This is a genomic window from Micromonospora sp. WMMD730 (genome assembly GCF_049178955.1).
Taxonomy (GTDB): Bacteria; Actinomycetota; Actinomycetes; order Mycobacteriales; family Micromonosporaceae; genus Micromonospora; species Micromonospora wenchangensis.
Genome location: NZ_JBMHML010000002.1, coordinates 222340 through 236348, shown reverse-complemented (window position 1 = coordinate 236348; position 14009 = coordinate 222340). Strand labels below are relative to the sequence as shown.

Below are 14009 nucleotides of genomic sequence, written 5' to 3'. Positions count from 1 at the left end.
CGGCGACCCCACCGCCCACATCCGCAATACCCGCGATGCCGGGTCAGGCCCGGGGGAACATCTGGCCGATGCGGATCCGGTTGCCGAACGGGTCCCGGATGCCGAAGTCGATGCCGTACGGGCGCTCGGTCGGCTCGTCGGTGATGTCGACACCCTTGCCGACCAGGTCCTCGTACGTCTTGCGGGCGTCGTCGGTGGTGATGCTCAGCCACCCGCCGATCGCGCCCTTGGTCAGCAACTCCCGGACCTGCTCGGCAGTCGCCGGGTCCAGCGCGGGCGGGCCCGGCTTCTCCAGCAGCACCTCCCGCTGCGGGTCGCCGGGCACGTTGACCGTCAGCCACCGCATGAAACCCAGATCCTGGTCGGTGTTGACCTCGAAGCCCAGCTTGCCGACGTAGAAGTCGAGCGCCTCGTCCTGGTCGAGGACGTAGAGCTGGGAGCGGGTGATCGCGTTCATCGTCATGCCCGGAACGCTATGTCAGGCCGCTGACCTGCCGCTTATCCAAAACTGCTGGGCCTGGTCCAGGCTTTGGTGAAGCAGCTCGGCACCGTCGCGTCGCCGGCCGACCGGCGACTGCGGTATTCGCTGGGTGACTCACCGACGATCTGCCGGAAGGTGCGGCTGAACGAGCCGAGACTGCTGAACCCGACGGCGTAACAGATGTCGGTGACGTCCCGGCCGGTCTCCACCAGCATCGACATCGCCCGTTCCACCCGACGTCGTTGCAGGTAGCGGTGCGGGGTCTCACCGAAGGTGGCCCGGAAGGTGCGGATGAAGTGCGCCTCGGACACCAGCGCGATCCGGGCCAGCGCCGGGATGTCCAGCGGTTCGGCGTACGCCCGGTCCATCGCGTCCCGGGCCCGCAACATGGCCCGGTTCGACTGCTCCACCGCACGACTCATCGGCCCCCGCCCGTCGTCCCCGTTCGCGCCGACCAGGCTACCCAGCCGGACCGACAAGCGTGGTCCCGCGCGAGCGGCGACGGTGGGCCCTGCGGAGATCCGGGACGCTCAGCAGCCGCTCCACCGGACCGGAAAGGTGACCTGCAGGCCGGCGGTCCTGCCAACGACCAGACCGTTGTCGGCGATCGCCTCGGCGACGACGCGGGTCACCGGGTCCGAGACGACACTGCGCAGCGGCACCCGGCGATCAAGGTGATCGACCTCCGAGTAGGAGAGCAGGCTACCGGTGGCGTTGACGCCCGTCATGGCGATCAATCCCGGTCTGACCGGCGTCGCCACCCCGGTACGCAGATCCCAGCGCACCATCTGCTCGTACTGCCCGTCCGCCGTGTCGGCGACCTGGCCGACCGCCCAGTTCCCCCGGGCCGCCCGTACCGTCGACTTCACCGCGCCGGGCGCGGTGAGCCGGTCGACCCGCCCGTCGGGACGACGCACCCAGGCGACGGGCGGCGGGGCCACCCCGCGCCCGCCGGCACCACGCGCCCCGGGACCGGGCGACGAGCGGTCCTCCTCGCCGGGGACCTCGCCGACGATGGTGCCGTCGTCGAGAATCGCCACCGGGATCCCACCGGGCTCCAGAACCTCGACGGTGTCCGGCCGGTCGACCGGCCAGCGCAGGGTCACCGGCTCCTCCAGGTAACCGCCGTAGCCGACGATGTCCCCTCGGCTGTTGACGGCCGTGACATAGCCGCCGATTCCGTTCGGCGGCAGGGGCAGCCACTCCACCCGGCCGTCCCGGTAGCGCCACGGTCGGTTGCCGGCGCTGGTGGAACTGTCGCCGACCAGGACGCCGTGCCGGTTGACGGCCACCAGCAGACCGGGTGATCCCGTCAACACGGTGACGCGCGGGCCGTCCCACCGCAGCAGCAGCGACTCCTGCCCCTGATCGGTGGCCCGCCTGCCGGTGCCGACGATGAACCGGCCGGCCGGGTCGACGAGCATCGCGTCCCAGGCCAGGCTCGCGCCGGGCGGCAGGGGCAGTGGATGCATCATGCAGGCCGGGGCGCTGCCAGTCCTCGGCGCGGCCATCGCGGCACCGGGTGCGACAAGCGTCGCCGCCAGCAGGCCGGCGGTGAGGATGGTGCACAGCCGACGCGGGGCGACGAGGATCATGGGTAGTCCGTCTCAGCCGGTGGGGTGGGGTGCTCCCACTCAACCAGCTCGATCCATCCACCGGAAGCGACCATTCGGTCACGCAGCGCACAGATGACCGCAGGAACGTGCGCCGGCCGCTATCGACGGATCGACAGGCGGCAACGCCAGTGGCGGCCGTGCTGTGGAATTGGAGCCCCCGGCCGGGATCGAACCGGCGACATCTCGCTTACAAGGCGAGTGCTCTGGCCAGCTGAGCTACAGGGGCGCGTGTTGCGACGTCAGCATAGCGACTGACGTCGGGAAATCCCGGCCGGCAGGGTCCCCGAGCATGGAAAACGTCAATCTTGTGCCCGCGCCACCGACGAATCGACGCGCCGGAACCCCGTCAGGCGAGGGGATTGATGCCCGGCCGTGCCCGCCTGACCGAAATGCGTATGCCGTCCGTCCCACTCGGTGTATCCCGTCTTGGCACAGCTGGAAATCCCGTTTACCGTGCAGTGACACGGATGACACCCGGGGTCGGCGAAGGCTGCCTCCGGACGGGGTCCGCGGGTCGGCACCGTGGGTGCCGACAGCTCCTTCACTCGGATCGTCCGGCACGTTCCTGCCGGTGAAAGGAAGCGCACCACCATGGCTACGGTCACGTACGCGAAGGCGTCCCGGATCTACCCGGGCACCGAACGCCCCGCCGTCAACCAACTCGACCTCCAGATCGGCGACGGGGAGTTCCTCGTCCTGGTCGGCCCGTCGGGTTGCGGCAAGTCCACCAGCCTGCGGATGCTCGCCGGCCTGGAGGACGTCGACGACGGCGCGATCTACATCGACGAGCGGGACGTCACCCACCTCCCGCCGAAGGCCCGCGACATCGCGATGGTCTTCCAGAACTACGCCCTGTACCCGCACATGTCGGTGTACGAGAACATGGCGTTCGCCCTCAAGCTGCGCAAGACCCCGAAGGCCGAGATCGACCGGCGGGTCAAGGAGGCGGCCGGCCTGCTCCAGCTGGAGGAGTACCTCAGCCGCAAGCCGAAGGCGCTCTCCGGTGGTCAGCGCCAGCGGGTCGCGATGGGCCGGGCGATCGTCCGCGAGCCGCAGGTCTTCCTCATGGACGAGCCGCTGTCGAACCTCGACGCCAAGCTCCGCGTGCAGACCCGTACCCAGATCGCCTCGCTCCAGGCCAAGCTGGGCATCACCACGGTCTACGTCACCCACGACCAGGTCGAGGCCATGACCATGGGCCACCGGGTGGCGGTCATGCTCGACGGCGTCCTCCAGCAGGTGGACACCCCGCGGGCGCTCTACGACACCCCGGCCAACGTGTTCGTCGCCGGCTTCATGGGCTCCCCCGCCATGAACATCAAGACCGTTCCGCTGAACGAGCGGGGTGCGGCCTTCGCCGAGATGCACATCCCGCTGACCCGCGAGCAGGTCGAGGCGGCCCGCAGCGAGGGTGGCGACAACCGGGTCACCGTCGGTTTCCGCCCGGAGGACTGCGACCTGGTCAGCCCCACCGAGGGCGGCATGCCGGTCGTGGTCGAGCTGGTCGAGGATCTCGGTTCGGACGCCAACGTCTACGGCCACGCCGCCCTGGAGGGCCACGAGGAGCGTTTCGTGGTCCGCACCGACCGGCGGACCATGCCGAACATGGGTGACACCGTGTTCGTCAAGCCGCGGGCCGGCCGCAGCCACGTCTTCAACGCGGCCACCGGTCACCGCATCTGATCCCACCGCACGGAAAAGGGGCGGTCCGCTTCGGCGGGCCGCCCCTTTTCGTCGTGTCTTCGTCCCGGGCGCGGGTGCCCGCGCCGGATCAGCCCTCCGCAGCGCGGCGGCGGGCCACCTCGGCGAGGGTGACGGCGGCGGCGACGCTGGCGTTCAACGACTCCACGTCGGAGATCATCGGGATGCTGACGGTCAGGTCACACGTCTCCCCGACCAGCCGGGACAGCCCGCGCCCCTCGGAGCCGACCACCACGACCAGCGGGCCGACGGCGGCCTCCAGGTCGTACAGGTCGGTGTCGCCGTCGGCGTCCAGGCCGACCACCATGAAGCCGGCGTCCTGACACGCCTTCAGCGACCGGGTCAGGTTGGTGACCTGCGCGACCGGCACCCGCGCCGCCGCGCCGGCACTGGTCCGCCAGGCGGTCGCGGTGATCCCGGCGGCCCGCCGCTCCGGTACGAACACCCCCTGCGCGCCGAACGCGGCAGCGGACCGGATCACCGCACCGAGGTTACGCGGGTCGGTGACCCCGTCCAGCGCGACCAGCAGCGGCGCGGGCTGCTCCAGGGAGGTCGCCAGCAGGTCCTCGAAGAGTTCGTAGGCGAACGGCGGCACCTGGAGGCCGACACCCTGGTGCAGCACACCGCCGGTCATCCGGTCCAGTTCGGCCCGGCTGATCTCCAGGATGGCGATGCCCCGGTCGGCGGCCGTACGGGTGATCTCGTTGACCCGGTCGTCGGCGTCGATGCCCTGCGCGGTGTAGAGCGCGGTCGCCGGCACCTGGGCGCGCAGCGCCTCCAGCACCGGGTTGCGGCCCACCAGCAGCTCCGGACTGTCGCGCGACGGGTTGGACTTGCGCCCCGGCGCGACCCGGGGACCACTGCGGCCCGCACCGGCGCCACCCCGGCCACCCGCGCCGGACCGACCACCGCCGCCGGACCGGACGGGGGCCACGCCCCGGGTGCCCCTGCCCCAGGTGGTGTCCTTGGTGCCCGGCTGGCCGATCTTGGGAGCGCGCCCCTCCTCGGCCGCCGCCCGGCGCTCCTTGTCCTGCTTCCAGGCGGTGCGCTGGGGCAGCTTCTCGGTCCCCGAGTATGCCTTGTGCCAGGGACGCTCGTCGGCGGGCAGGGTCTTGCCCCGGCCCGCGAGGGAGTCCTTGTTCTTGCCGCCGGAGCCCTTGGGGGCACCCGCCTTCGACGTCAGTCGCCGGCCACGGCGCTGCGAGTTGCCGGCCATCAGTCCTGCTCTCCAATAGTCCAACGGGGGCCCTGCGGGGTGTCCTCGACCACCACGCCGGACTGCTTGAGCTGGTCGCGTACGGCGTCCGCGGCCGCCCAGTCCTTGCGGCTGCGGGCCTGCGCGCGCTGCTCCAGGGCCAGTGCGACCAGGGAGTCCACCACGCCCCGCAGGTCGTCGACGCGACCGCCACCGGTCCAGGCCGGGTCGAGGGGGTCGACGCCGAGGATATCCAGCATCGCCCGGGTGGCGGCGAGGGTGGTGCGGACCGTCACATCATCGCCGTCGGCCAGCGCGGTGTTGCCGTCCCGCAGGGTCGCCTGGAGGACGGCGAGCGCGGCCGAGGTGTTCAGGTCGTCGTCCATCGCGGCCACGAACCCGGCGGGCAGCTCACCGAGCTGCCCCGCGCCGACCCGCTCCACGGCCCGCTGGACGAACCCCTCGATCCGCCGGTACGCCACCGCGGCCTCGCGCAGCGCGTCCTCCGAGTAGTCGATCCGGGACCGGTAGTGCGCCGCCGCGTAGTAGTAGCGCAGCTCCACCGGGCGCACCCCGAGCGAGTCGACGTAGTCGAGGTCGAGGGCGTTGCCGAGCGACTTGCCCATCTTGGCGCCGCCGATGCTGAGCAGCCCGTGGTGCACCCACCAGCGGGCGAAGGGCAGCCCGGCGGCCTGCGACTGGGCGATCTCGTTCTCGTGGTGCGGGAAGGTCAGGTCGAGCCCGCCGCCGTGGATGTCGAACTCCGCGCCGAGGTACCGCAGGCACATCGCCGAGCACTCGATGTGCCAGCCGGGACGGCCCCGGCCCCACGGGGAGGGCCAGTAGGCGTCGGCCGGCTCGTCCGGCTTGACGCCCTTCCACAGCGCGAAGTCCCGGGGGTCCCGCTTGCCGCGCTCCGGGGCGTCCCCGGCGGACTGCATGTCGTCGGGCGACTGGCCGGACAACGACCCGTACGCCGGCCAGGAGGCCACGTCGAAGTAGACGTCGCCGGACCCGTCGGTGGCCGGGTAGGCGTGACCGGTCTCGATCAGCCGGGCGATCAGCTCGTGCATCTCCGGGATGTGCCCGGTCGCCCGCGGCTCGTACGTCGGCGGCAGCACGTTCAACGCCTGGTACGAGCGGGCCAGCACCAGCTCGTTGGCGTACGCGATGGACCAGAACGGGCGGCCCTGCTCCTGCGCCTTGACGAGGATCTTGTCGTCGATGTCGGTCACGTTGCGGATGAAGGTGACCTCGAAGCCGGCGGCCGACAGCCAACGCCGCAACACGTCGTAGTTGACGCCCGAGCGAAGATGGCCGATGTGCGGCGGTGCCTGGAGGGTGAGACCACACAGGTAGACCCCCACCTTGCCGGCTTGTCGCGGAACGAAGTCCCGCACCGATCGGGCGGCGGTGTCATACAGGCGTAGCGTCACCGTACCAGGGTAGCTGTCCGTGCTCCCCCGGGTCGGCCCGAGCCGGGTCGTACGCTGCCTGCTGTGGAGACGACGGCGGCCCCCGACGAGCCGGGCAACCAGGTGCCGGCAGGTGACGACCCCGGCCGCCGCATGCCTACCGGCGGCGAGCCCGGCCCGCGCGCGCCTGCGGGGGGCGGGCCGGGGCTTCAGGTTCCTGCCGGGGGCGAGACGGCGCAGACCCTGGACCGGGGCCTGCGCCTGTTGCACCTGGTGGCCGACGCGTCGGCCGGGCTGACCGTCACCGAGGCCGCCCACCGGCTCGGCATCGGCCGGGCTGCCGTGTACCGGCTGGTCGGCGCGCTGACCGGACACGGGATGCTGCGCCGGGGCGGCGACGGCCGGCTGCGCCTCGGCGTCGGCGTACTGCACCTGGCCCGACGGGCCCAGCCGCTGCTGGCCGAGGGGGCCCTGCCGGCGCTGCGGCGGCTCGCCGAACAGACCGGGGCGACCGCCCACCTGACCGTGGTGGAAGGTGGCGAGGGGGTCGCCCTGGCCGTGGTCGAGCCGAGCTGGACGTCGTTCCACGTGGCGTACCGGCCGGGGGCCCGACACCCGCTGGAGCGCGGGGCCGCCGGGCGGGCCGTCCTCGCCGGGCGGGCCGGTCACGCGGGCCCGGTGAGCACCGCCGGGGAACTCCAGGCCGGGGCGTACGGGGTGGCCGCGCCGGTGCTCGGGGTGCCCGGCCTGGAGGCGAGTGTCGGGGTGATCTCGTTGGCCCCGCTGCCGGTCGACACGGTCGGCCCGCAGGTCACCACCGCCGCCCGGACGATCGCCGCCGCCCTGTCCTGACCGTCCCCGGCCCGGCCCGGCCTGGCCTGGCCTGGCCTGGCCGATGATCGACTCATCTGGGCCGAAACAGCGGTATCCGCCGGCCTCCACCCCACAACTTCGACCCACATGAGTCGATCACGCGCTCTCCCCCTCGGCTGCCCTCGCGGGTGAGGGCGTGGAGACCGGGGGGCGGAAGCAGGCGGGAGAGGGTCGGGGCGCATCGGCGGTGCGGGGACCGGGTATTACCACGCTGTGTCGTGCGGTGGGGGTTTGTCCACAGGGGGTGGTTCCACGGGCGGGGGCGGTTGTCCACAGGGGTTTCGGCGAGCGGCCGGGAGGTCCGACGCTGGGGTCATGCCACCTCGACCTCATCGCCCGGCGGCCCTCGTCGGGCAGGTGTTCCGGGGCTCTGACGCGATCCGCCAGGGCCTGCTCACCCGCCACCAGCTGCGCGGGGCATCCTGGCTCCGGCTCGGCCACGACGTGTACGCCGATGCCCGACTCGCCCGCGACCACGCCCTGACCTGCCGCGCCGCCCTCCTCCGGATGCCCGCCGGCACGCTCGTCGCCGGTCCGTCGGCGGCGTATCTGCACGGGATCGAGCACGCCGCCGACTTCGGTGACGAGGTGCACGTGCTCGTCCCCCGGGCGACCCGGGTCGGCTCCCAGGGGGCGGCCACGTCCGCCTCCCGCCGGTCCGCCCGCCGCACCGTCACCAGCGGGATCCGGCTCGACGCGGGCGGGGCTCGACGCGACGCGGCTGGCGGATGGCCCGACGCGGCTGGCGGGTGGTCGGGTGCGGCTCGCGGGTGGTCGGGTGCGGGCGATGGGTGGTCCGGTGCCCCGGGCGGAATCCGGGTGCACAGCGTCGCCACCCCCGGCGGGTCGGCCGCTCATCCCCAACCGTATGCGTCCGGCCAGCTCCCCGAGGAGGCCACACCGGCGACCGGCGAGCAGCGCGAAGCCCACGCCTGTGGTCAGCGCCTCGTCGGTCGAACACACCGCGCCACATCGACCGGCATCACCACGCCAGCCCGGCTCCTGCCCGGCATACCCGCCCCACCGGCCCTGCACCCCGAGCCGCCTCCGCCCACCGCACCGGCGGTGCCTGCGGGCGGGGCCACCGGCAGGGATAGGCCGGCGACCCGGAACGGGCCGGGCCTCGGGGCGGCCGGGACCGTCCCGCCCACCACGGCGACGCTGACGGACGTCCGCCCCCGGACGACCGGCCCGTACCCGGCACCGCCCGTCCTGCCCCGGTCGTCCCCCGCGCTCGCCGCCTGGGAGACGGCGGCCTGGCTGGACCCGGTCCGGGCGGTCGGCATCGTCGACTCGCTGCTCGGCAGGGGGCTGACCAGCCCGGCCGCCCTCGCCGAGATCGCCACGCGCTTCGCCGACCGACGGGGTGGGGTACGGGCCCGCCGGGTCTTCGAGCTGGCCGATCCGGCCGCGCAGTCACCGCCCGAGTCGCACCTGCGGGTACGACTCGTGCTGGCCGGCCTGCCCCGGCCGGTCGCGCAGCATCCCGTACGGCTGCCGTCGGGGCTGGTCCTGCACCCCGATCTCGCCTGGCCGCAGTTCCGGGTCGCGGTGGAGTACGACGGGCGCTGGCACAGCGATCCCGAGCAACTGCACCGGGACCGTCGCCGGCTCAACCACCTGGTCGCCGCCGGCTGGACCGTTCTGCACGTGACCAGTCGCCGGCTGAGGGACGACTTCCCCGCCGTGGCCGGCGAGGTACGCATGGTCCTCACCCAACGCGGCTGGCGCCGATGATCCGCCCCCTTGGGCCGGTGTTGCGCTGTCCCCTCACCCCGACACCGCAACATCGGCCCCGTCGCGCAGAGTCGGTCCCGTCGCCGCAGAAGCAGAAGGGTCCGGACACGGAGAGGCCCGGACGACCGGGGTCGTCCGGGCCTCTCCCAGGGCCGTGGCGTCAGGGGTTGACGTTCGGCTTGAGCGGGCTGCGGACCGCCGTGTTGGCGTCCACGATGCCGTACCCGTAGAAGCCGTTGAAGTTCAGCGACCCGGCGCAGTACGCGTCGAACTCGGTCGACCGGCCCTCGTTGGCGTAGCTCTGCAGACGCGGCTCCGGGCAGGCGTGCTCGGTGGCGGTCCGGTAGAGGTGCTGCTCCACCTTGGCCGGTGCCAGGCCGTAGCCGTCCTTACCCTCCTTCTTGCCCCACTTGCTGACGATCAGCGCGGCGACCCCGCTGACGTGCGGCGACGCCATCGACGTGCCCTGGAGGTAGGTGTAGTAGCCACACTCACCGGCGGTGGTGCACTGCTTGAACACCGAGTTCTCGAAGCCCGGCACGACGTTGCCGTTCTCGTCGACCGACCCCTCCTCCTGGAGCACCTTCTTCGGGTACGTCGAGAGGATCATGTTGGCGTCGGTCCGGTAGGTGTCGGTGCCGAAGCCGTCGCGGAACCAGCCACCCGGTGCGGCGACCGAGATCTGCTCGGTGCCGTAGTTGGAGTAGTCGGCCTTCTTGCCGGACGGGCCGATGGCGGACACGCCGATCACGTGCGGGCCCTCCACCGGGAAGTCCCAGCAGCTCTCGTTGTCGATCGGGCGCGGGTACGGGTCGGCACCGTAGTCCGGGCTGGACACGTCGGTGCGGGGCGCGCCGAGGTCCTCGTGGTTGTTGCCGAGCGAGCCGACCAGGGTGACGCCCTTGTTGTGGGCGAAGTTCAGGGCCCGCTTCATCGCCTTGATGACGGCCCGCTGCTCGGCCTGCGACTCGGGCGAGTCAGCCGGGTTGGCGGTGCAGTTGTAGAGCCACGGGTCGACGTAGAACGACATGTTCACCACGTCGAGGCCGGACTTGCCGGCGTGCACCAGGGCGTTGACGACCGGGTTGAGGAAGAAGTACCCGGAGTCCTGGCCGCCCTTGAGCTCCACCAGCGAGACGTTCGGGGCCACGCCGGACAGGCCGAAGCCGTTGGCGGCGGCGCCGATGGTGCCGGCGACGTGGGTGCCGTGCCCGCCGTCGTCGGTGCCGACCGGGTCGAGGCAGCTCGGCACCTCGCACGGGCCGTCGACCTCGGCGATGTCCGGGGCGAAGTTGCGCGACAGCGCCCAGTTGAAGTTGGGCGCGAGGTCGGGCTGGCTGGCGTCGACGCCGGTGTCCAGGATGCCGACGGTGACCCGCTTGTCGCCCGGCATGACCTTGCGGGCCTTGTCGGCCCCGATCATCGTGAGGCCCCAGAGCTTGTCGTCGAGCGGGTCCAGCTTCTTGCCCTTGGCGTTGGCCGCCGCCTTGGCCGCCTTCCTGGTCTCGGTCAGCAGGTTCTCCTGCGCGACCCGGTCCAGCTTGGGCTTGCGGCCGATGGCCCGCTGCTCGGCCGCGCCGACCAGCGCGGAAGCGGCGGTGACCCGGCCGGCGAAGTCGGCCCGGTCGCTGGTGACCTGGTAGAGACCGACGTCGTCCGTACGGGACACGACGGTGCCACCGGCGGCACGGATCGCGGCGATCGCCGCGTCCGCCGAAACGCCGTCCTCGGCCACCACGGTGAACGTCCGGCTGGTGGTCGGCCCGGCGTTCGCCGGGACGGTCAGGCCGGTCACCGTAAGTGCCAGGGCCGCCGCGGTCGCGACGGCTCCGGCGGTGAAGCGCTTGCTCACCACATCAGATCCTCTCGTTGAGGGACGTGGCAGCCATCCCATAGCACCGGCGACGATTCCGCCAGATACAAATCCGAATTGGTCCCGCATCAGGCATTCGTCGGTTGCAGGCTGCGTAGCGCCGCCGGCAGATCGGTGAGCGTGCGCACCTCGGCGTCGGGGCGTACCCCTTCGGGGAGGGGAAGTCCGAGCCGGTTGAGCCAGACGCCGCGCATTCCGGCCTGCTGGGGGCCGAGCACGTCGTGGGAGATCGAGTCGCCGACGTACGCGATCCGTTCCGCCGGCACCCCGGCGGCGGCGACGATCGCGGCGTAGAACGCCGGGTCGGGCTTCTTGGGCAGGCCGCCCTCGTGGGCGTACAACTCGAAGGCGAACTCCCCGGGCAGGCCGCAGCGTTCGGCGCGGCTGTTGCCGTTGGTGGCGTAACCGAGGGTGAAGTCGGCGCGCAGCGCGGCCAGCGCCGGCAGGGCGTCGGGGTACGGGTGGCTGAGCGCGTAGCGCCTGGTGAAGAAGAGTTCGGCGAACTCGTCGAGCTGACCGACCAGCCCGGCCCGGTCGAGGGACCGGGCCAGCGCGGCCCGGCGGATCTCCATCACCGGCGCGGCGGTCATCGACCCGAACACCGCCTGCCAGTCGGACTCCACCTCGGCGAGGGTCACCCCGGCCGCCACCGGCGTCCGGCGACGCATCTCCTCCAGTACGGCCGCCAGGGCCCCGGTGACCGCCGGGCGCAGGTCGATCAGGGTCTCGTCGGCGTCGAACACCACCACGCTGAGCATGTCCGACACCCTCTCACGTCGGCGCACCCGGGCCACGCCGAGCAGGCCGCCCCGGCCACGGCAGCACCGGACAGGCCCACCCTCAGCAGCACCGGGCAGCGCACCGCCATGACAGCACCCGGCGGGGAACCACCCGGTCACGCCCGGCGGCGATCCGTGGGACGGCTCAGGTCAGTGCCGGCTCGTCCGTCCGGGTCGCCGCCTGTTCGGTGCGGCCCGCGCGTAGCTCGTCGAGGCGGACCAGCGCCACCCCGGCGACGATCAGCGCGCCCCCGGCGAGCTGCACCGGCACCGGTAGCTCGCCGAGCACCAGCCAGGCGATGAGCACCGCGAACATCACCTCGGTCAGCCCGACGAACGACGACAGGCGGGCACCGAGCAGACGCGTCGCGGCGATCCCGGTCAGGTACGCCACCACGGCGGCGACCAGCGACAGCCCGACGATCGGGACGAGCCAGCTGGTGCGCTGGCCGGCGAAGTCGACCGCGCCGAAGGTGGCCCGCAGCGGCAGCACCCCGACCAGGCCGAGCAGGGCGAGCACGGCCGCGCCGACGGCCATCCCGCCACTGGCCATGGTGACCGAGGGCAGGTCGGCGTCGACCCGGGCGGCGAGGACGAAGTAGCCGGCCAGCCCGACGGCCGCGCCGAGGCCCCAGAGCACCCCGACCGGGTCGAGCCGACCGGTGCCGGTCAGGTCGAGCACCAGGACGAGCCCGGCCAGGGCGGCCAGCGAACCGGCGACGGTGAGCCGGCGGGGGCGCTGCCCGTGCACCAGCCACAGCCAGCCGACCACGAGGATGATGCCGAGGTATTCCAGCAGCAGGGCCACCCCGACCGGCAGGTAGCGGACGGCGTTGAAGAAGCACGCCTGGGCGGTGGCGACGCCGAGCAGGCCGAAGACGGTGACCGGGCCGAGGTTGCGGCGCAGCACCCCGGTCCGGCCGCGCAGCGCGAGCACGGCGGGGACGGCCAGCACCAGGGCGGCCAGGCCGACCCGGGCGACCACGACGGCCTCGGCCGACCAGCCGGCCTCGATGAGTGACCGGGCGAAGGTGCCGGAGGTGGCGAACGTGACGGCGGAGAGCAGGGCGAGTGCCAGCCCGGTGCCGGCGGAAGATCGGTGCGGCATCGGGACTCCTCAGGCGAGGTGACATCAGCAAAGTAGGATTACGCCGATGACGCTAGCCGTCGACGACGACAGGGGTCAAGTTGCTTTTCGCCCATGACACCGAGTGCGGGCTGACCGCCGCCGCAGCCCTGGTCAACACCGACAACCGGGACGGCGAGGGGCTGCCCGACATCGCCGCACTGGACCGTTTCGTCACCGCCAACCAGTGGACCGGCCGGCACGAGCACACCGAAGCCGAGCTGCGCGCCGTCCGCGCGCTGCGCCCCCGGCTGCGCCGGCTCTGGGACGACGACCCGGACACCGTCGTCACCGTGGTCAACGACCTGCTCCGCGAGTCCCGGGCGCTGCCGCAGCTCATCAAGCACGACGACGAGCCGTACCACGTGCACGCGGTGCCCCGGGACGCCCCGCTGGCCACCCGGATGGCCGTCGAGGCGGCGATGGCCGTCGCCGACCTGGTCCGGGGTGACGAGCTGGGCCGGCTACGGCACTGCGCCCACCCCGAGTGCGCCAACGTGCTGGTCGACCTGTCCAGGAACCGGTCCCGGCGGTTCTGCGACGCCGGTTGCGGCAACCGGGTCGCGGTCAGCGCCTACCGGGCCCGGAAGGCGGCTGGTAGTCGCCCCTGAGCAGCTCGTACTCCACCTCGCCGTGCTCCGTTCCGGCGATTGGGTCGGGCCAGTCGGCGTGGAAGGTGCGGACGTACCGCAGGCCGGTCTTCGCCAGCACCGTCCGGGACCGCACGTTGACCGCCATCGTCTGCGCCCACACCCGGCGTACCCCGGCAAGGGCGAAGGCGTGGTCGACGAGCGCGCGGGAGCCCTCGGTGGCCAGGCCCCGCCCCCAGGCCGCGCGGCGCAACCGGTACCCCAGCTCCGGCCCGGTGCCGTCGTCGGACGGGTCGAGCGCGAACCAGCCGAGAAAGGCACCATCGGCGGTGTCCTCGGCCGCCCACCGGCCCAGCCCCGGGTAGCGGTCGTAGCCGGCGACAATCCGGGGCAGCTGCTCGTCCCGCACGGTGGCGGGCGGGGTGGGTCGACCGCCGGTGAGGAACCGCATCACCTCCGGGTCGCTGTCCAGTTCGACCAGATGCGCCACGTCGTCGGTGGTGAAACGGCGCAACCGCAGCCGTGCCGTCGTCAACAACACCCCGTCTGTGCCCGTCACGACCCGGATCCTGCCGCCCGCGAGCCACCCGGTCGACCGGTTATCCCGGCGACCGGACCTGCGG

Annotated in this window: 13 protein-coding genes and 1 tRNA gene; 4 read left to right on the top strand and 10 right to left on the bottom strand. The window is 72.7% G+C overall.

What is annotated here, in order from left to right:
* Positions 1-43 precede the first annotated feature (43 nt).
* The 4 genes from ACN265_RS01115 to ACN265_RS01100 form a co-directional block, all read right to left on the bottom strand.
* On the bottom strand, positions 44-463 hold the full coding sequence (locus tag ACN265_RS01115) for a VOC family protein (protein ID WP_204924674.1): 420 nt from the start codon (positions 461-463) through the stop codon (positions 44-46).
* A 35-nt stretch (positions 464-498) separates the two neighbouring features.
* Complete coding sequence (locus ACN265_RS01110) at positions 499-903, bottom strand: helix-turn-helix domain-containing protein (protein WP_420116981.1); 405 nt, start codon at positions 901-903, stop codon at positions 499-501.
* A 108-nt stretch (positions 904-1011) separates the two neighbouring features.
* Positions 1012-2076, bottom strand: coding sequence for a hypothetical protein (locus ACN265_RS01105; RefSeq protein WP_421405755.1), 1065 nt, complete (start codon positions 2074-2076; stop codon positions 1012-1014).
* 170 nt (positions 2077-2246) lie between these two features.
* A tRNA-Thr gene (locus ACN265_RS01100) sits at positions 2247-2323 on the bottom strand.
* 365 nt (positions 2324-2688) lie between these two features.
* Between ACN265_RS01100 and ACN265_RS01095 the strand changes: the two genes are divergently transcribed.
* On the top strand, positions 2689-3780 hold the full coding sequence (locus ACN265_RS01095; protein ID WP_420116979.1) for an ABC transporter ATP-binding protein: 1092 nt from the start codon (positions 2689-2691) through the stop codon (positions 3778-3780).
* 88 nt (positions 3781-3868) lie between these two features.
* Here the strand turns inward: ACN265_RS01095 and rlmB are convergent, their stop codons facing one another.
* The gene (gene rlmB / locus ACN265_RS01090; protein WP_357925942.1) at positions 3869-5014 is read right to left on the bottom strand and encodes a 23S rRNA (guanosine(2251)-2'-O)-methyltransferase RlmB; all 1146 of its coding nucleotides are present in this window, start codon (positions 5012-5014) and stop codon (positions 3869-3871) included.
* Positions 5014-6429 (bottom strand): cysteine--tRNA ligase, encoded by a 1416-nt coding sequence (gene cysS / locus ACN265_RS01085; protein WP_204924669.1) that lies wholly within the window; start codon positions 6427-6429, stop codon positions 5014-5016. Before cysS ends, rlmB begins: the two co-directional genes overlap by 1 nt.
* Positions 6430-6561: 132 nt before the next feature.
* Between cysS and ACN265_RS01080 the strand changes: the two genes are divergently transcribed.
* Positions 6562-7260: an IclR family transcriptional regulator gene (locus tag ACN265_RS01080; protein ID WP_421411302.1), complete on the top strand. Its 699-nt coding sequence runs from the start codon at positions 6562-6564 to the stop codon at positions 7258-7260.
* 378 nt (positions 7261-7638) lie between these two features.
* Positions 7639-9018: an endonuclease domain-containing protein gene (locus ACN265_RS01075; protein WP_421405754.1), complete on the top strand. Its 1380-nt coding sequence runs from the start codon at positions 7639-7641 to the stop codon at positions 9016-9018.
* A gap of 160 nt (positions 9019-9178) precedes the next feature.
* Here ACN265_RS01075 and ACN265_RS01070 read toward each other — a convergent pair whose 3' ends face one another.
* The 3 genes from ACN265_RS01070 to ACN265_RS01060 all read right to left on the bottom strand — a co-directional run bounded on the left by ACN265_RS01070 (position 9179) and on the right by ACN265_RS01060 (position 12778).
* Positions 9179-10870, bottom strand: coding sequence for a S8 family serine peptidase (locus tag ACN265_RS01070; RefSeq protein ID WP_421405753.1), 1692 nt, complete (start codon positions 10868-10870; stop codon positions 9179-9181).
* An 89-nt stretch (positions 10871-10959) separates the two neighbouring features.
* Positions 10960-11649: an HAD family hydrolase gene (locus tag ACN265_RS01065; RefSeq protein ID WP_421405752.1), complete on the bottom strand. Its 690-nt coding sequence runs from the start codon at positions 11647-11649 to the stop codon at positions 10960-10962.
* A 166-nt stretch (positions 11650-11815) separates the two neighbouring features.
* The gene (locus ACN265_RS01060; RefSeq protein ID WP_420116108.1) at positions 11816-12778 is read right to left on the bottom strand and encodes an EamA family transporter; all 963 of its coding nucleotides are present in this window, start codon (positions 12776-12778) and stop codon (positions 11816-11818) included.
* An 80-nt stretch (positions 12779-12858) separates the two neighbouring features.
* Between ACN265_RS01060 and ACN265_RS01055 the strand changes: the two genes are divergently transcribed.
* On the top strand, positions 12859-13407 hold the full coding sequence (locus ACN265_RS01055; RefSeq protein ID WP_204927138.1) for a CGNR zinc finger domain-containing protein: 549 nt from the start codon (positions 12859-12861) through the stop codon (positions 13405-13407).
* On the opposite strand, the gene ACN265_RS01050 is transcribed toward ACN265_RS01055, so the two are convergent.
* Entirely contained in the window at positions 13364-13945 is a 582-nt protein-coding gene (locus ACN265_RS01050) for a GNAT family N-acetyltransferase (RefSeq protein WP_421405751.1), read from the bottom strand. The genes ACN265_RS01055 and ACN265_RS01050 overlap by 44 nt on opposite strands.
* Positions 13946-14009: the final 64 nt, after the last annotated feature.